Origin of the sequence: Caballeronia sp. LjRoot29, from assembly GCF_964252755.1 — a bacterium.
Taxonomy (GTDB): domain Bacteria; phylum Pseudomonadota; class Gammaproteobacteria; order Burkholderiales; family Burkholderiaceae; genus Caballeronia.
Genome location: NZ_CAXUPU020000045.1, coordinates 26,900 through 44,572 on the forward strand (window position 1 = coordinate 26,900; position 17,673 = coordinate 44,572).

The following is a 17,673-nucleotide window of genomic DNA, read 5'->3' on the forward strand; positions in this document are numbered from 1 at the left end:
GACGACCGCCTATGATGCGTCGCGACAACTCGCACGCGACGGTCCGCGTTCGATCGAGGTCGTCACGCGAATGATTTGCATGCGCTCAGTGCAAGTTCAATCAGTCCGGCTGCTTAAAGCCCCACCGCAGCCGGATTCATTTCGATGTGCAGAACAACCAGCCACAACTTCGGGCAATCGGGCGCGATCTTGAGTGCCGGGTTGGTCTTGTCCACGGGTGTGATACAGCCCTTCTCGCGCGCCAGCAAATACGCGCGTCTTGCGTCTGACTGCAACCATACGCTGACGAGACCACACGTCAGGAAACTAAAAATGGTCGTGATGATAGTTGGCGCAGTCGGGTCCAGTTGCTGCACCGCGTACGCGAATGCCAGAGTCAGCACCTGGTTCGCCACGATAGCGACGCACACCACCTTCGCTATGCCCCGGATCCGCATGGCTGTATGAAGCTTTAACACGATTGGGTACTCTTTATTGGGCGCTGAAAATTGTTAGTTCGTCGCTTGATTACAGCAGGTCCAGTGTTAAACCTAAGCAGAGTTTCGGGCATGCCGTGTAAAAATTGTGTCAAGGCGATCTTGCAAGCGCGAGCTTGGCTGTATTGTCCGGCGGTGTCTGCAAGCTGGCCGAGAATTGCCTCATGCGAAACGCCACGCGTTGGGCATATCCCTTGCCACCGCCGCTGTATCGCTTGAGGGCGACGTCCAGGTCGCCGTTCGACGCGTCGAGATACTCACGCAGGATCGATGAACCTATCCGCACATTTTCAGCGGGCTCGGTCAGGTCGTTACCCGATGCAAATACCTGCGGATGAGCGGTCGGAAGGATCTGCATCAGCCCCTGCGCGCCGGCGACGCTAACGGCTTGCCGGTCGAATCCTGACTCGGTTGCAATGATCGCGAGCAAGAGCACGGGAGACACTGCATATTCGTTCGCCGCGCTGATCACCGCTAGTACTAAACCGCTGACGCGGTAGTGGGAGGTAGGCACAGGTCCGTGGCTGACGTTTCATGAAGAGGGTTGTCTGGCGCTGAACCCCGGCGAGGTGGTGAGTGGTATCGCCGGGAGCAGTATGTGAACGCCCGGTTGGGCATTCCATCCACTGCTTCCAGGAGGCTCGCCATGACGCCACTGCGCCAACGCATGCTGCATGACATGCAGATCCGCTAATACGGAGGATTTTGTAATGTGAAGGAACCCCCGCTACGCGTTGTCGACGCTAGGCAGAATGCTTCTCTCCTTCACATTACGATATGACGTCTCAAAGCGAATCGAGCCAATCCAATAACGAAGCGGACCGCTTCCAGCGAGGGGGTGGCCTGATCCCGGAAGGCGCATCGAACCGTTGAAGTGCGTCGCGCATCGTTTGCATGTTAGCGCGGGCATACAGATTGGTTGTATCGAGGCTCGAATGTCCAAGCCAACTTCTGATGACCGTAACATCAACCTTTGAAGCCACCAGATGGACGGCCGTTGTGTGTCTCCATACATGTGGCGTGATGCGTTTCGACGATAAGGAAGGAAGCTGTTGAGACGCATCCTGGACATATTGGCGCATTTTGAACCTTACGCCGGAAGCGCTCAGTGGGGTGCCGTAGCGATTGACAAAGAGACGCTGATCTGGAGCACGCGGTTGGCGTTTCAACAGAGCCAGGAGTAGCGCCGCTGTTTCGGGCCACAACGGGCAGATCCGTTCCTTTTTGCCTTTCCCCACGAGTCTCGCCTGGCAAGGTGCATCGAACCGTATGTCCTGCGGGCAAATATCCAGAGCTTCCTGGATGCGCGCGCCTGTATTGTAAAGAAAGGACAGCAGAGCGTGATCACGCTGCCCCTCCACGGTACTGCGGTCTGGCTGGGCAAGAATACCCGCTACTTCGTCTGATTCCAGATAGCAGATCAGACGTCGTTGCATGCGCTTGCTCGGAATGGCGAGTACTTCCGCGCACTGGGCCAGCGCCGAAGGCTCTTGCGCTTGCACAAAACGGAAAAAACTTTTTATCGCTGCGAGACGGCAGTTGCGTGTGCCGATGGAAACGTGCCGCTCAACTTCAGTATGCTGGAGGAAGGCACAGATCTCAGTAGCGGTGATTTGCGCCAGGGTCAGGCGTGCGATCGGCCGCTTTTGGCGTTCAGAGGTGAAACGAAGAAATAAGCGCCATGTATCTCGATAAGACCAGACGGTGTGAGCAGAGACGTTGCGCTGCTGCACGAGCCAGTTCTCGAAGAAGGCGTGTAACAGTTGAACAAACGATGCGGTCATTCGCATGATTCACCTCCAACCGATTCACCGAGGTTGTGCGCGCCGAAGACCTCGAAACGTTCGGACGCTTGCTGCAGCAACTCTGGCGTCGTGGTGAGATAGACGAGGGTCGACTTGATACTGGCGTGCCCAAGATATGTCGCCAGGTAAGGCAGATGCACCTGGGGATTAATCCCGTCGCGATACCAGGCGGTCATCCGATTCACCGCCATGGCATGACGAAGATCATGGACGCGAGGACCTGCACGACCTGGCAAGGGCTTCAGGCCGGAATCCCGGATTACCTGGACGAGCAGCTTGCTGACTCTGATCTGGGAGTAGCCTCGGGATGTCTGTATGTTCCAGAACAGGGCCGAGCCGCCATCGGCGGGGGCGCCGGCTAGCTGGCGGGCATGGAGATAGCCGCTCAGCGCAGTCATGACCGTTGTGGTAACCGGCAACCGGCGCGACTTGAAGAATTTCGTGTCGCGCACTGAGATGGAGGCGGTTTCCAAATCAATGTCTTGCACCTTCAGACGGACGATTTCCCCAAGCCGAAGCCCGGCACAATAGGCGAGCACGATCATTGTGTACAACGCAATCGGCCGCAGGGGCGCTCGCGGAGATGGGAAGGCACTCGCAGTCTTGAGCAGCTGCGCGACCTCGTCTGGCGTATAGATGTAAGGCCGCCGCTGGCTTCGCTTGACCGCACCACGCAGACCCCGAGGCGATTCAGGCGGCTCGACAGGTACGCCGTTGCGTTGAAGGGCTTTAGCGATAACACGGCCGGTGTCGATGCAATCCATTGCGTGCTGCGGCGTCGATGTGGCGTTGGCCCACTCTCGAACGAGCACTTTGAGGGGTTCTGCCTCGAGATCAGGCCGGGTTTGAAGAAAACGATCGAACCGAGCCAGCCTGCTTTGTATGGTTTGGTAGCGATACCCCAGCGACTGCATCAGCGTCACGTGCTTTCGCATTAACGGACCGAGATGACTTGCGAAGCGTGGCAGCGGCCGAATTGCCTCCAGGGCGACATCGGGATCCGGTCTGAGCAAGGCACGAACCACTGGTGTAGTTCCGCGTGGGCTGTACGAGGCTCGCAGATTCGCCAGCGGATTGCATTCAAGATGCCCATTCGCAACCAACCAGTCGAGAAAGCGATCCACGAGCCTCGCATGGCCGAGGAGCACATATTCTGGCAACGACCTGGCTCTCTCTTTAAGCCAATACTCGATAGTTGAACGCGAAGGAGGCTGAGTACCAGCACACGCCAGAGCGCACCGCTGGAACCCATCAAGAACATAGTGGTAACTGTTGCGCGCAGAGGAGCTTCGCAAGCATAGTTGTTTGACAAACACTCTGTACAGGTTGCGTTCGGCGTCGGGCCAACTGTTCATGATTTGCTCCCCGTCGGAACTTCCAACGCCACTTCGCGCAATTCGTCCATGGACAGTTTTAAATACTGCTTCGAGGAGCTCAATGAGCGATGGCCCAGAACATCTGCGATCGTCTTGAGCGAAGACTCCGCACCCAGCAGGCTGACCGCACACGCGTGACGTAATGCATGAGGTCCCTGTTTACCGGAGACGGAGACGCCCGCCTCATGGAGGCGATCTACAACAATGTGATACACCGCGTAACCTTGTATAGCCCGGTAGGGAGCCACAGCCCGAACAAAGATCTCGCGAGCAGCGGTCTGGGGACGACCGTTGCGCAGATACTCGAGAATAGCTTCGCCAACAGGTTGCAGCAATGGCAGCATGGATTCCGATCTGGTCTTAGTATGGCGGATGCGCACGCATTCCCTCCTCCAATCCAGCTCTTCCAGGCGAAGTCTCGCAACTTCGTTTGCGCGCAGACCATAGGTACAAAGCATCAGCACGATCGCATAGTCGCGCAACCCCTTCGGGCTGCGGTCCTCGCGCGCGGCTTTGAGGAGCACCTCGACTTCTCTGATACGTATCGCCGATGGAATACTCTCATCGGTATAGAGCCGAGGACTGATCAAACTCGGGGCGAGATCAAGGGCGATCCAGCCGTGCTGGTGCAGGTAACGCAGGAAGCTTCGCAGAGCGTTCACCAGATTCTTAAGGGCGCCGCGCCCCAGTTGAGATGCCCTTGACTGCACATAGCGATCGACGTCGGTCAGCGTGAGCTTCGCAAGCAGTGCCTCCGTACCTCCTTCACCCAGTGATTCGAGAAAATGTTGGGCAACGCGTTGACGCACGGACAGCGTTCCTCTCGCAAGATCACGCATCATTACCAGCGAGCTGAGAAATGATTCGCAAAGTTGCTGATGGAAAGCCTCTCGTGGGCTTGCCGGCTTTGCAACTGGAGGCCAGCTGCCTTGCACCACGCGCAGTAGCTTCTGAACACCGCTGCGATGCCAGTTGCGCCACGCGGCAAGATTCTTCGGATACCTTCCGTTATAGCGCCGGAACCGGCGCAGCTGGTAGTCTAGATACGCCGTCACGTGGACGGGTCGAGTCTGTTCGATGTCGACCTGGTGCTGTTGCATATAGGTGAAGAACCGCTGGGCAACGCACAGGCTGCGTTTACACGCCTCAGCGGAGTACTTTTGCTCGCGCAGATGGGCTTCGAGCCGGGCGATAGGCTCCGGCAATGATTTCCTGTGTGACATGGGCACCTCCTTGAATGACGCTACCAAGGATCGCGCACTTCCCATTCTTATGATTCTTATGCGGAGGAGATCGCCGCAGAGGTCCGTCCAAAGACGAGCTATTGCTTCTTCTTCACATTACAAAATCCTCCGTATTAGCGGATTAATCGTCAGCTGACGATTAATCCGCAACCTTGCAGAGAATACCCAGAAGTCCTATCTGATTCAGGTAGCCAGTTTCGCCCGCCACTTTCGCCGTTCGCCCGAACTGCTGGGTCCCGAGGAGATTCGGGCCTGGCTCATCTACCTCAGCGAAGAACGCAAGCTGGCACCCGCCAGTCTCGGCGCAACGATCGGCGCACTCCGGTTTCTCTACCGTGTGACGCTCAAGCGACCCTGGAGCGACGAGGACTTTCCGTTACCGAAGAAGCCGTTCCGACTGCCAGTCGTCCTCAGCCTGGAGGAGATCACCACCTTCTTCGAGTCGGTCGCCAGTCTCAAGCACCGCACCATCCTGATGACCGCGTACGCCGCCGGACTGCGTGTCTCCGAAGTCGTGCATCTGAAGGTCACTGATATCGACAGCAAGCGCATGGTGATCCGTGTGAACCAGGGGAAGAACCGTAAGGATCGCTATGTAATGCTCTCGCCCAGGCTGCTCGAGATCCTGAGACTGTACTGGCAGGACGCCCATCCGAAGGAATGGCTCTTTCCAGGCAGCATTCCGGGGCGGCCCATCACCCGCCATGCCGTGGGCGACGCATGCGAGCTTGCACGCAAGCGCAGCGGCATCACCAAACCCGTGACACCCCATTCTTTGCGACACGCGTTCGCCACGCATCTGCTGGAAGCCGGTACTGACGTGCGCCGGATCCAGCTGCTGATGGGCCACAGGTCCCTCTCGACAACGTCCCGGTATTACGCGTAGAAGAACGTTATGTAGAGTTGAGAGGGCAAACGCTACGTGGACAAGGCGTCTGCTTTGGATTGCTGCACATAAAAGTTTCATGATGGGGGTCCTGGCGACCATCGGGATCGCCTTTGTGAGGAGTTCGATCATGAAGCAGTCCACCCATCAAGTTTCAAGCCACCCGCCTTTGGAACGGTTCATTGCCGGTGCCGAAGCCGAACTGGAGAGACTGCGCTATAGCAGAAGATCGCTGCGGCGCTATCGGACCGTCTGGAGACATCTCATGGAGTTCTGTCACGAGATGAGCCTGGAAGATGAGTTCTCGCAGGATCTGGCAGCGCAGTTTTTCAACGCATATCAGATGCGTGCGGGAGAATGCCTTAGCTGGCGCCAGGCGTGGCGACGGCATATCGTGTTCGCCCTTAAGGTACTGGTGGACTTGGAGCGTGACGGGCACATTGAGCGCACCGTCACTGACATGCAAAAGATACGGACACCTGAATCCATGGTCACGCCAGTGCGCGACTACGAGCAGTACTGCCGGGATCGCCTTCATCTTCGTCCGACGAGCATTCGGGAGCGGATGCGAGAGATCGCCATATTCGCGGATTTCCTGGGATCAAGGAACATCACGTTTTTCGACCAGATGCAGCCGGCCGATGTCTCCGCATTCGTGATATCACGACATCGTCTGGCAGCCAAGACCGTCTCGCGAATTGTTTCCGGTGTCCGTGGTTTTCTGCGGTTTCTTCTGCTGCGAGGAATTCTGCAGCAGGATTTAAGTCAAGTATTGCCGGTAGTTCACGTTCCCCGTGATGCGACTGTTCCATCAGTCTGGGACCGGGAACTCGTGGTCAGGTTGCTCGAAATCGTTGATCGCACCTCGCCCAAAGGCAAGCGCGACTATGCGATTCTTCTGCTTGCCTGCCGCCTCGGATTGCGAGTGAGCGATATTCGGACACTGTCTCTCGAGGACCTCAAGTGGGAAACGGCCACGATAGAGGTTATGCAGTCGAAGACCCTTGCACCCCTTTGTTTACCATTAACGGAAGAGGTTGGCGAAGCCCTGATTGACTATCTGAGGTCGGGCCGTCCTGAATCAGAATGCCGTGAAGTGTTTCTCACGTTGACGCCACCTTTCTCACCCTTCTGCGAAACCGACAACCTGCATCGCATCGTCGAGCATTGGAAGGCCCTCGCCGGTATTCGCTTCCGGACTCCACAACGCCGCGGTTTGCACTCGCTTCGTCATACGCTCGCAACACAACTGCTGCATGAGCAAACGCCATTTCATGTCATCAGCGAGATCTTGGGACATGCGACGACGACCTCGACATTGATCTACGCCAAGGCCGACGTGGAAACCCTTCGCACTGCCTCGTTGAACACCGAGGAGGTGCGCCATGTCGAGTAGAGAATTCAAGGGCCATTTCCGAAGTGCTGTCGGCTCACTCATGGAACAGTTCGTCCAGGAGAAGCGGGCATGTGGTTATCGGTATGATGAGCCGGCGCGCTTGCTGGCGCGCTTTGATCGCTTCTTATGCGCCGAAGCGCTATCGCAATGCGAGCTACCGCGCTCAATCAGCCGCAAGTGGCTCGCCAAACAACCGCACGAGAGTCGGGGCACCCACTGTCATCGTATTTGCGCGGTTCGCCAATTCGCCATGTACCTGTGCCGGCTGGGATATCCCGCGGATGTGCCGGATCGATCGCTCACGGCAAAGCGCGCGGACAGTTTCTCGCCACGCATCCTGACACATGCAGAGATTAACCGGCTGTTCCACGCGGTCGACCAGCTCACACCGACCGCGCGATCCCCAATGCGGCATCTCATCATGCCGGAAGTATTCCGGCTGCTGTATGGCTGCGGCCTGCGGCTTGGCGAAGTGCTGCACCTGCGCGTGGCCGATGTCGACCTCGGCCGGGGGATCCTGATGGTGCGTGAGGCCAAATTCGGGAAGGACCGCCTCGTGCCTCCAGCCTTGCCGTTGGTGCAGCGCCTTCGAACCTATGCGGCAGTCATGGGCGATCGTTCGCCCGATGCCTACTTCTTCCCGTCGCCGTCTGACGGCCCTTACAGTCTCTCAGCCGTCTATTGGCTATACCGGAAACTACTGCTCCGCTGTGGGATCGCGCACGCCGGTCGAGGTAAGGGGCCGCGTGTACATGATCTTCGTCACGCCTATGCCGTGCATGCCATGCTGCGCTGGTGCCGCGAAGGTGCTGACCTCGATGCGAAGCTCCCGGTGCTGGCGACCTACATGGGACATCAGTCTCTTGCCGGAACGCAGCGCTATCTGCATCTGATTTCCGAACTGTTTCCGGAGATCACAGTGCGCACCAACGCCGCCTTCGGTGACGTCATCCCGCGGAGGAGCGAGTCATGAAACCGACGGACTTCTCCGTGCACGCGACCAGCTTCCTGACACACCATCTGGCCGCACAGCGCAATCTGAGCCCTAACACCATCAAGGCCTATCGCGACGTGTTCACTTTGCTGCTGCGATTCTGTCGCGACGTTCGTGGTATTGCCCTGGAACGCTTGTCTCTTGCTCAGATTGATGCCTCCCTTGTGGAGGCGTTCCTCGATCATCTGGCCAACGATCGGCACGTCTCGATCAGCACGCAGAATCATCGCCTCGCGACGTTGCACGCATTCTTCCGCTATTTACAGGCGGAAGTGCCCGAGCGCCTGCTGCAGAGTCAGCAAATCCTCGCCATTCCGCTGCGGCGACATGCGCGCCCCAGCGTCGGGTACCTCTCCAAGGAATACCTGGCACAGGTTCTGGCGCAACCGGATCTGCGTACGTGTCCCGGCCGCCGGGATGCAGTCATGTTGAGCGTGCTCTATGACACCGGCGCCCGGGTACAGGAGTTGATCGACCTGAACGCCGGCGATGTGCGCCTGGATCCGCCATCACAGGTGCGGCTCATGGGAAAGGGTCGAAAGATGCGCGCCGTGCCCCTGATGGACTCGACAGTCGAACTGCTGCGCCAGTATCGACGCGATAACAACCTCGATCGTCCTGAACACGCGGACAAGCCACTCTTCCAGAACCGGCAGGGCACACGGTTATCGCGCTCGGGTGTGCGTTATCTCCTGCAAAAGTATGTGATTCTTGTGCGGCGAAGTCACCCCGACTTCACACAGCGGGTGAGTCCACACAGCCTGAGGCACACAAAGGGAATGCACCTGCTGCAGAGTGGCGTCCCGCTCGAGATCATCCGCGACTTCCTGGGTCACGTGGATGTGAAGACAACGGAGATCTACGCTCGCGCAAATCTTGAGATGAAGCGCAAGGCACTCGAGAAAGTGGCGGACGGCGCGCTGCTTCCCAAGATCCCATCTTGGCAGCAGAACAAATCCTTGCTCGAGTGGCTGCATTCGCTGTAGGACCACGGAGGTCACGCACGCCGGTTACCAGCTGCGAGCCTCCCCACCCGTCCAAACATTTATGTCGAGCTCCTACGACCGGAATCCTTTGCTATCAACGAGCGGGATTCGAGACTGCACATAACAACTTTCTGTCGGTAATAAAGCAAATGTGCTGCAGCACATTTGCTTTACTTGAAGGTCGCCACCAGCACCGTGTGCGCCACCACCAGTCCCTTCGACCTGCTGCCGCACCCTGCACCCATTCCATCCCCGCCACCTGCGCCCCAGTACTTCTGAGCGCAGTCATGCGACCGGCGCTCGAAGTGGCGGACATTTTCCGCCAGTGTGGGCCCAGTTTCCGGCTATCCCATGCCGGGGGGCTCAGTCGTGTGCAGCGACGCGTGATGAGTGCCATCGAGCTGTGTCGTACCGCAGCGCTTGGTGCCCATCTCGAGCAGTGCGATGCATGCGGCTATCAGCGCATCAGTTACGACTCGTGTCGTAACCGGCACTGTCCGAAGTGCCAGTCACTCGCCCGCGCGCAATGGCTCGAACGCCGGCATGCGGAGCTCCTCCCCTCGACCGAGTATTTCCATGTCGTCTTCACGCTTCCCGAATCCATCGCCGCTCTCGCGTTCCAGAACAAGAGGACGCTCTACGATCTGCTGTTTCGCGCCAGCGCCGAAACGTTGCGCACGATCGCCGCCGATCCGAAGCACCTGGGCGCCGAGATCGGCTTCCTCACGATCCTGCATACGTGGGGACAGAATCTGCAGCATCACCCTCATGTGCATTGCGTTGTGCCGGGCGGCGGCATCTCCCCGGACGGCAAGCGCTGGATCGCCTGTCGTCCCGGCTTCTTCCTGTCCGTGCGGGTCCTGTCACGGCTCTTTCGCCGCCTGTTTCTCGAACAGCTGCGCCGCGCTTACGACGCCGGCGGGCTGCGCCTGCACGGTCAGTTCGAGCCCCTGAGCGATCCCGTCGAATTCGCAGCCTGGCTTGCGCCCGCGGCACGGGCGGAGTGGGTGGTCTACGCCAAGCCACCCTTTGGCGGTGCCGAACACGTGCTCGATTACCTGGGCCGCTACACCCACCGCGTCGCCATCTCCAACAACCGGCTGCTCGCCTTCGACGGGCACACCGTGCAGTTCCGCTGGAAGGACTATCGGCACGAGTCCAGACAAAGAACCATGACGCTCACCGCCGACGAGTTCATCCGTCGCTTCCTGCTGCATGTGCTACCTGACGGCTTCAAGCGCATTCGCAGCTACGGGTGGCTCGCCAACTGCCACCGTGCCGACAAGCTTGCCACCTGCAGGCGGCTGCTCGGTGTCGAGGCTCCCGCCGTTGCCGCAGTCGAGCCCGGGGAAGACTACCGTGACCGCTACCAGCGACTCACCGGCAAGTCACTGCGCGACTGCCCCGTATGTGGCAAGGGACACATGCTCCGCATCGAAGACATGCCCGGCAGCCTTCCACGAGCCCCGCCAGGTCCCACCCATGCGCGCTAGTTGCCATCGCACCTGTTTCCGTACACGTTCGCCTTTCCTGACGAGGCCAACGCGGCTGCACTCGTGCCTTCGATCTGCTGGCGCACCAGCGTACTCCAAAATGGCGGGTGATTTGCCGGTTCACGCGCACATTCGCGCTTCCTTTACACGTGATGTTTCCCACTCTCGCCGGAAGTCCGTGTGTGATCGCCCCTGCAAGACTTCACAAATTACCGCGGCGGTCATTCAATGCCCATAGCGGCCACCGCCTTTGGAGCGGTTTAGCACAAACATTTTTTTGATTACCGGTCGCGGATCAGGTCCGACGACATGGTGATGCGCTGGTTGCCGCGACCGCCAACCAAAAAAATCTCTGCGTTGTGCAATCAACGTGCCCTCATGCCGGGCTACCCGGAACTGCCGCCATAACATCGCGGCTACGTTTGCAACCTGCAGTGAGTCGCTGGGCGAGACTTCAACGCCTGCCGATATTTGCCCGTCCGGCACTAAGCGGTCATTGGCTGCGTCGGTTGCATCGGCTGCGTATACCGCGCTTGCGGTCACGAACAAAAACGCGCAGAGGGCAAGTTTCGCCCGCGATCGTCTTGGTTCTTTCGAACGATTCTCATGCATCACGGCCCCTTCTCGTTTGCGTTCGAGAAGGCTACGCGGTCCAGCATATCGACCGGGACGAAAGAGGACTGAACCGTGTCAAGAACGCATCAAGACGCGGGATCTCAACGCCTACTGCGCACCCACAAGCCTGTAACCCACGCCGGTCTCCGTCACAATATGCACCGGCTGCGCCGGATCAATCTCCAGCTTGTGGCGAAGATGTCCCATATAGACACGCAGATAATGCTGGTTCTCCACATAAGCGGGGCCCCATACTTCGCGCAGCAATTGCTGATGCGTGATCACTCGACCGGCATGACGTACCAGCGTAGTCAGCAGCCGGTATTCGATCGGTGTGAGATGGATCAGGTCGCCGTCACGCGTAACACGCCTCTCCGACAGATCCACCGACACCAACCCAAACCTGACCTGCGGCGTCTCCTGCTGACCGCCTCGGTTACGCCGTCTTAGCTGCGCACGAATTCGCGCGAGCAACTCCGACACACCAAAGGGCTTGGTCAGATAGTCGTCCGCTCCCGCATCGAGTGCAGCCACCTTCGCGTCTTCGTGAGTGCGTGCCGAGAGCACGATCAATGGTTGTTCGGTCCAGGTGCGCAGTTCACGAATCACATCGATACCGTCCGTGTCCGGCAAGCCAAGATCAATGACGATAAGATCCGGCAACCGAAACGCCGCTTCACGCAAACCCTGCTGTCCCGTTTCAGCTTCGAACACGGTCATGCCCTGTGCTTCAAGCGTACTTCTTACGAAACGGCGAATCTGCTTGTCGTCTTCTATGACGACAATGGTCAACGTAGGCTCGCTCATGGAGTATCCGGATGCACGGCGGAGTCCGGTCCTTCGCCACCTTCCTCAGGAAGCGCCTCGAAGGACGGCGTTTGATCGGCCGGCAATGTGAACCAGAACCTCGCGCCCAACACTTTCCCTTCACCATCCAACCTGTTCTCGGCGCCGATCTTTCCGCCATGCGCCTCGACAATCGCCCGGCAAATTGCGAGGCCCAGACCGATCCCCGGCTTGGCAGATTCCCTTTCTCCACGCGTGAATTTATCGAAGAGCGTTTGTTGTATGCCCGGCGCAAGACCTGGGCCGTTATCGTCGACGCAGACTCTCACGTAGCGCTCGCCCGACTGCTGTTCAACCGCTGCGTGAATAGATAGCGACGAATCGCGCGGCGTGTATTTCGCTGCGTTCTCAAACAGGTTGGCGAGCAGCCGTTCCATTAGTACTGCGTCCAGTTGTATCAGCGGCAGGTCCGCTGGGACGCGGACCTGCACCGGGTGTCCGGCGAGCGTGCGGCGGCATACAGCGAGCGCCGCGCCCACCACCTCTTCCAGCATCAACCACTGCCGGTTCAAGCGGATGCTGCCCGCCTGGAGACGGGCCATGTCGAGCAGATTCGTCACGAGCCCGCTCATGCGCAGTGCTTCCTCGTGAATTGCATGAACGAGTTCACGGGCGCTGTCAGCCGAGCCGTTGTGAACGCGCTGCTGCTGCTCAAGCACAGAAGCGAATCCGACGATCGACGTCAACGGCGTGCGCAAGTCGTGCGAAATAGCCGACAGCAAGGAGTTGCGCATGCGCTCCGATTCCATGTTGACCAGCGCATCCTGCGCGATCTCAACGTAGTGCACACGTTCTAACGCGAGCGCGATCTGAGAAGCGAACGTATCGATCATGCGTTGTTGTTCAGGTACCGCAAGCTCGGCTGCATGGGCGGTGATAAGCGCCAAGACCCCGCGTGTGCGCATTGGCGCCTTGAGCGGCAGATACAACGCATTGCTGGCCGGCAGCGTGTCCGTGCCGCGTCCCGCAGGTTTTTGTTGGTCATAAACCCACTGGCCGATATCAAGATCGAGATCAACGGCATCTAGCGTGAATTGCGGATTAGGATCATCGACTTTCTGGCGAACCTTTTCCGCACTATCGGGCAGCAAAATAGCGACCTTCGCCTGAAATATTTCCCCCACATGGCGGGTCCCGATTTCGATGATCTGTTCAGTCATCAACGCGCCGCCCAGTTCACGCGTCATCGCGTACATGGCGCCCGTGCGGCGCTCACGCAACGATGCTACCCGCGCCTGACGTCGAAGATTCGAAGTCAGGTGACTGATCGTGAGTGAGGTCAGCAGCATCACGAAAAAGGTAAGCAGGTACTGCGTATCTGAAACGGAGAAGGAAAGCTGTGGTGGTACAAAGAAAAAATCAAACGCAGCGACGCTCACAAACGAAAGCAGTACGCCGGGGCCGCGTCCGAGCCGGACCGCGGCAAACACGACGCCGAGCAAATACAACATCACGAGGTTCGTGAGGTCGATATGGCGCGACAGCAAGCTCGCCAATGCCGTAATCGCAACGCCAATTGCGGCCGCGTAAAAATAGGCATTCGGCGAGGAGCGGGCTTCGCTACGGACAGCGGCAAACACCGGGTTACTTGCATCGCGCTCGCGGCTTTCCTTGGCCGCTTTTACGCCGACCAGCGTCACATCAATATCGTGTGCATGATCCACCAGCGCTTCGGCAACGGGTCGATCGAAGATACGCCGCCAGCCCGGTGCGTCCGACGCCCCGGCCACGATCTTGGATACATTGCGCATGCGCGCGTACGCGACCAGCGTGGCGGCCGCGTCGGCGCCGTCAAGGGTCACGGTCTCCGCGCCTAGTTCGGACGCGAGCTTGAGGGCATCGAGCGTGCGTTTGCGCCATACGTCAGGCAGCCGCTGCAGCTTCGGTGTCTCGACATAAACCGCGAGCCAGTCCGCCTTGAGGCTAGCCGCAAGACGCGCGGCCGAGCGCACCAGCGTCGCGCTCTCAGGCCCGGGCCCGATGCAAGCAATCAGCCGCTCACGGGCCTGCCAGATCCGGCTAATGGATTGATCGGCGCGATACTCGCGCATCTGCGCGTCCACGCGGTCAGCGGTCCGACGCAGCGCCAGTTCGCGCAACGCGATCAGGTTGCCCTTGCGGAAAAAATTCTTCACCGCGTTTGCCGCTTGCTGCGGCATATAGACTTTTCCGTCCCTCAACCGGTCGAGCAACTCTTCGGCCGGCAGGTCCACGAGCGTGACTTCATCGGCGAGATCGAACACGCGGTCCGGCACGGTTTCCCATACACGAATGCCCGTGATCTGCCCGACGATATCGTTCAGGCTCTCAAGATGCTGGACGTTGACGGTGGTGTAGACATCGATACCGGCGTCGAGCAACTCGTACACGTCCTGCCACCGTTTAAGATGTCGCGCGCCCTGCACGTTCGAATGCGCGAGTTCATCGACGAGAATCAGTTGCGGCTTGCGTGCAAGCGCTGCGTCAAGATCGAATTCGGGCAGCTTGCGGCCGCGATATTCGTACAGCGTCAGCGGTACGGCATCCAGCCCCTCCACCAGCGCAAGCGTCTCCTTGCGGCCGTGGGTCTCGACAATCCCGACGACCGTGTCGACCCCTTCCTCACGGCGACGGTGGCCGGCCTGCAACATGGCATAAGTCTTCCCGACACCAGCCGATGCACCGAAGAAAATCTTCAGCCTGCCACGCTGCTTTTTCTCTTCGTCACGCTGGATCTTGTCGAGCAGCTCGTCGGGATCGGGCCGGTCCATATCAGCTTGCGGGCTTCATTTCGTCAAGCGCCAGGTTCAGCTTCAGCACGTTCACGCGTGCCTCGCCAAGAATGCCGAACTGACGGCCGCTAGTCGCACGCTGAACCAGTGCGTCGACATCGTTGTGCGACAGCTTGCGTGCCTTGGCAACACGATCGATCTGATACGCGGCGGCTGCCGGGCTGATCTCGGGATCGAGGCCACTACCCGACGATGTCACGAGGTCAACGGGAATAGGCGCCGTGTTCGTCGGGTCCGCATCGTGCAACGCGCTGATGCGTCCTTTCACTTCGTCGGCCAGTGCCGGGTTCGTTGGTCCGAGGTTCGACGCACTCGAACCTTGCGGGTTATACGGGTTTGGCGACGTGGCAGACAGACGGCCCCAGAAATAGTTGGGTGCATCGAATTGCTGGCCCAGCAGGGCCGAGCCGACCAGCTTGCCGTTCCTCTCGATCAGGCTGCCATTTGCCTGACTTGCAAAGGCGGCGTGGGAGACCGCGGTGACCACGACCGGATAGACCAGCCCAGTCACGACGGTCAATGCCGCGAACAAAACGAGCACGGGTCGAAGGATATTTTTCATGATGATTCAATCCAGTTAGATTGTTAGGCGACCGATAAAGGCAGGCGTGCGCCAGATTCGCGCACACCTGCATCACGATCAGGCCCAGCCGCACGCCGTCAAAATCATGTCAATGATCTTGATGAACGGGAACGGCAGCAAGATCCCACCGAGGCCGTACACCAGCAGATTGCGGCGCAACAGTGCAGCAGCACCCAGCGGCCGGTACTTCACGCCCTTCAACGCCAGCGGGATCAGGAACACGATAATCAGCGCGTTAAAGATCACAGCGGACAAGATGGCGGACGACGGTGACGTCAGGTGCATGACGTCGAGCACGCGCAATTGCGGGTACGTCGATGCAAACGCGGCCGGGATGATGGCGAAGTACTTGGCTACGTCGTTGGCAATAGAGAACGTCGTCAGCGAGCCGCGCGTCATCAGCATCTGCTTGCCGATCTCGACAATCTCGATCAGCTTGGTTGGATTCGAATCGAGGTCGACCATGTTGCCGGCTTCCTTCGCCGCCTGCGTGCCGGTGTTCATTGCCACGGCAACGTCGGCCTGCGCGAGCGCCGGTGCGTCGTTGGTGCCGTCGCCGGTCATCGCCACCAGCCGCCCTTCCGCCTGATATCCACGAATGGTCGCCAGCTTCGCTTCAGGCGTGGCTTCCGCGAGGAAGTCGTCAACACCCGCTTCAGCCGCAATCGCTGCAGCCGTCAGACGGTTATCGCCCGTTACCATCACGGTCTTGATACCCATCTTGCGCAGCTCGGCAAAGCGCTCCTTGATGCCGCCCTTGACGATGTCCTTCAGTTCGATCACGCCCAGGACGCGTGCACCTTCTTCTTCGCGCCGGTCAGCGACGACCAACGGCGTGCTGCCGCGACGTGCTATTTCATCCACCGCATTCGACACTTCCTGCGGATAACGTCCGCCGTGACGTTCAACGTAGGACTTGACCGCATCGGCCGCGCCCTTGCGAATCTCGCGATCCGGCAAGTCGACACCGCTCATGCGCGTCTGTGCGGTGAAGCCCAGGAACGTTGCGTGGAGCGTTGCCATCTCGCGTTGACGAATGTTGAAGCGCTGCTTGGCGAGCACGACAATACTGCGTCCTTCAGGCGTTTCGTCAGCCAGCGACGACAGTTGCGCGGCGTCGGCCAAGTCCTGCTCCGAGAGACCCGGAGCCGGCACGAAGCTGGATGCCTGACGGTTGCCCAGCGTGATCGTGCCGGTCTTGTCGAGCAACAGCACGTCGACGTCACCCGCGGCTTCCACTGCGCGGCCGGAAGTCGCGATCACGTTTGCCTGCATCATGCGGCTCATACCGGCCACACCGATGGCAGACAACAGTCCGCCGATGGTCGTCGGGATCAGGCAGACCAGCAACGCGGCCAGCGCGGTAATCGTCACCACGTGTCCGGCCTTTACTGCGCTGACCGAGAACATCGAGAACGGCAGCAGCGTGGCGGTTGCGAACAACAGCACCAGGCTCAGTGCCACGAGCAAGATGGTCAACGCGATTTCGTTAGGCGTTTTTTGACGCTTGGCGCCTTCTACCATCGCGATCATGCGGTCGAGGAATGCCTCGCCCGGATTGACCGTCACGCGCACCACGATCCAGTCCGACAGCACGCGAGTACCGCCCGTCACCGCCGTAAAGTCGCCGCCCGATTCGCGGATCACCGGCGCGGATTCGCCCGTGATCGCGGACTCATCGACTGAAGCCACGCCGTCGATTACTTCGCCGTCCGCCGGGATGACATCACCCGTTTCGATCAGCACGATATCGCCCTTGCGCAATTCCGTTGCCGTCGTAATGCGCAACGACGACTTCGGATTTGCCGACTCCAGCTTCTTCGCCATCACGTCGCGCTTGGCGCTGCGCAGCGATGCCGCCTGTGCTTTCGAACGGCCCTCGGCCAGTGCTTCGGCGAAGTTCGCGAACAGCACCGTGAACCACAGCCACAGCGAGACCGCGAGGATAAATCCTGCCGGTGCTTCAGCCTGGCCCAGGAGAGCCGCGACCCACAACACCGTGGTCAGGATACTGCCGATGTACACGCAGAACATCACCGGGTTACGCAACTGCGTACGCGGCCCCAGCTTCCTGAACGAATCCGCGATCGCCGGCATGACGATGGCGGGGTCGAACATCGAACGTGCTGCCGAGCGAGAGTTGCCGCCTGAGCTACCCGGCTCCGGTGTTTTCTCCGGCGCCTTGTTCGGTGTCTTCACTGG

14 protein-coding genes are annotated in these 17,673 nt (G+C 59.3%); 5 read left to right on the top strand and 9 right to left on the bottom strand.

Annotated features, from left to right (window positions below):
- Positions 1-113: 113 nt before the first annotated feature.
- The 5 genes from ACSQ83_RS31990 to ACSQ83_RS32010 all read right to left on the bottom strand — a co-directional run bounded on the left by ACSQ83_RS31990 (position 114) and on the right by ACSQ83_RS32010 (position 4,880).
- Positions 114-458: a hypothetical protein gene (locus tag ACSQ83_RS31990; RefSeq protein ID WP_414967318.1), complete on the bottom strand. Its 345-nt coding sequence runs from the start codon at positions 456-458 to the stop codon at positions 114-116.
- 109 nt (positions 459-567) lie between these two features.
- The gene (locus ACSQ83_RS31995; protein ID WP_436230872.1) at positions 568-990 is read right to left on the bottom strand and encodes a transglycosylase SLT domain-containing protein; all 423 of its coding nucleotides are present in this window, start codon (positions 988-990) and stop codon (positions 568-570) included.
- 271 nt (positions 991-1,261) lie between these two features.
- On the bottom strand, positions 1,262-2,266 hold the full coding sequence (locus ACSQ83_RS32000) for a tyrosine-type recombinase/integrase (protein WP_436230873.1): 1,005 nt from the start codon (positions 2,264-2,266) through the stop codon (positions 1,262-1,264).
- Positions 2,257-3,195 (bottom strand): tyrosine-type recombinase/integrase, encoded by a 939-nt coding sequence (locus ACSQ83_RS32005; protein WP_436230886.1) that lies wholly within the window; start codon positions 3,193-3,195, stop codon positions 2,257-2,259. Before ACSQ83_RS32005 ends, ACSQ83_RS32000 begins: the two co-directional genes overlap by 10 nt.
- 437 nt (positions 3,196-3,632) lie before the next feature.
- Positions 3,633-4,880, bottom strand: a complete 1,248-nt coding sequence (locus ACSQ83_RS32010; RefSeq protein ID WP_436230874.1) for a site-specific integrase — start codon at positions 4,878-4,880, stop codon at positions 3,633-3,635.
- Positions 4,881-5,043: 163 nt separating this feature from the next.
- On the opposite strand from ACSQ83_RS32010, the gene ACSQ83_RS32015 reads away from it, so the two are divergent.
- The 5 genes from ACSQ83_RS32015 (at position 5,044) to ACSQ83_RS32035 (ending at position 10,656) form a co-directional block, all read left to right on the top strand.
- Positions 5,044-5,787 carry a tyrosine-type recombinase/integrase gene (locus tag ACSQ83_RS32015; RefSeq protein ID WP_436230887.1) on the top strand — a complete coding sequence of 248 codons (744 nt, stop codon included), beginning with the start codon at positions 5,044-5,046 and terminating at the stop codon, positions 5,785-5,787.
- Positions 5,788-5,917: 130 nt separating this feature from the next.
- Positions 5,918-7,183 (top strand): site-specific integrase, encoded by a 1,266-nt coding sequence (locus ACSQ83_RS32020; protein ID WP_436230875.1) that lies wholly within the window; start codon positions 5,918-5,920, stop codon positions 7,181-7,183.
- Positions 7,173-8,156 (top strand): tyrosine-type recombinase/integrase, encoded by a 984-nt coding sequence (locus tag ACSQ83_RS32025; protein WP_436230876.1) that lies wholly within the window; start codon positions 7,173-7,175, stop codon positions 8,154-8,156. Before ACSQ83_RS32020 ends, ACSQ83_RS32025 begins: the two co-directional genes overlap by 11 nt.
- The gene (locus ACSQ83_RS32030) at positions 8,153-9,163 is read left to right on the top strand and encodes a site-specific integrase (RefSeq protein WP_436230877.1); all 1,011 of its coding nucleotides are present in this window, start codon (positions 8,153-8,155) and stop codon (positions 9,161-9,163) included. The genes ACSQ83_RS32025 and ACSQ83_RS32030 overlap by 4 nt, the downstream gene beginning before the upstream one ends.
- A 287-nt stretch (positions 9,164-9,450) precedes the next feature.
- Positions 9,451-10,656, top strand: coding sequence for an IS91 family transposase (locus ACSQ83_RS32035; protein WP_436230878.1), 1,206 nt, complete (start codon positions 9,451-9,453; stop codon positions 10,654-10,656).
- Positions 10,657-11,379: 723 nt separating this feature from the next.
- Here ACSQ83_RS32035 and kdpE read toward each other — a convergent pair.
- The 4 genes from kdpE to kdpB form a co-directional block, all read right to left on the bottom strand.
- Complete coding sequence (kdpE, locus tag ACSQ83_RS32040; protein WP_414950335.1) at positions 11,380-12,078, bottom strand: two-component system response regulator KdpE; 699 nt, start codon at positions 12,076-12,078, stop codon at positions 11,380-11,382.
- Positions 12,075-14,867, bottom strand: coding sequence for a DUF4118 domain-containing protein (locus ACSQ83_RS32045; protein WP_436230879.1), 2,793 nt, complete (start codon positions 14,865-14,867; stop codon positions 12,075-12,077). The genes kdpE and ACSQ83_RS32045 overlap by 4 nt, the downstream gene beginning before the upstream one ends.
- Before the next feature lies 1 nt (position 14,868).
- Positions 14,869-15,450 carry a potassium-transporting ATPase subunit KdpC gene (gene kdpC, locus ACSQ83_RS32050; protein ID WP_414950337.1) on the bottom strand — a complete coding sequence of 194 codons (582 nt, stop codon included), beginning with the start codon at positions 15,448-15,450 and terminating at the stop codon, positions 14,869-14,871.
- A 78-nt stretch (positions 15,451-15,528) separates the two neighbouring features.
- Complete coding sequence (kdpB, locus tag ACSQ83_RS32055) at positions 15,529-17,589, bottom strand: potassium-transporting ATPase subunit KdpB (protein ID WP_414950479.1); 2,061 nt, start codon at positions 17,587-17,589, stop codon at positions 15,529-15,531.
- Between the last annotated feature and the right edge of the window lie 84 nt (positions 17,590-17,673).

Bases quoted from the DNA above. Each gene is read 5' to 3' on its own strand.
- ACSQ83_RS32000 (WP_436230873.1), bottom strand. From the start codon at position 2,266: ATGCGAATGACCGCATCGTTTGTTCAACTGTTACACGCCTTCTTCGAG.
- ACSQ83_RS32005 (WP_436230886.1), bottom strand. From the start codon at position 3,195: ATGCAGTCGCTGGGGTATCGCTACCAAACCATACAAAGCAGGCTGGCT.
- ACSQ83_RS32010 (WP_436230874.1), bottom strand. From the start codon at position 4,880: ATGTCACACAGGAAATCATTGCCGGAGCCTATCGCCCGGCTCGAAGCC.
- ACSQ83_RS32020 (WP_436230875.1), top strand. From the start codon at position 5,918: ATGAAGCAGTCCACCCATCAAGTTTCAAGCCACCCGCCTTTGGAACGG.
- ACSQ83_RS32025 (WP_436230876.1), top strand. From the start codon at position 7,173: ATGTCGAGTAGAGAATTCAAGGGCCATTTCCGAAGTGCTGTCGGCTCA.
- ACSQ83_RS32030 (WP_436230877.1), top strand. From the start codon at position 8,153: ATGAAACCGACGGACTTCTCCGTGCACGCGACCAGCTTCCTGACACAC.
- ACSQ83_RS32035 (WP_436230878.1), top strand. From the start codon at position 9,451: ATGCGACCGGCGCTCGAAGTGGCGGACATTTTCCGCCAGTGTGGGCCC.
- kdpE (WP_414950335.1), bottom strand. From the start codon at position 12,078: ATGAGCGAGCCTACGTTGACCATTGTCGTCATAGAAGACGACAAGCAG.
- ACSQ83_RS32045 (WP_436230879.1), bottom strand. From the start codon at position 14,867: ATGGACCGGCCCGATCCCGACGAGCTGCTCGACAAGATCCAGCGTGAC.
- kdpC (WP_414950337.1), bottom strand. From the start codon at position 15,450: ATGAAAAATATCCTTCGACCCGTGCTCGTTTTGTTCGCGGCATTGACC.
- kdpB (WP_414950479.1), bottom strand. From the start codon at position 17,589: ATGTTCGACCCCGCCATCGTCATGCCGGCGATCGCGGATTCGTTCAGG.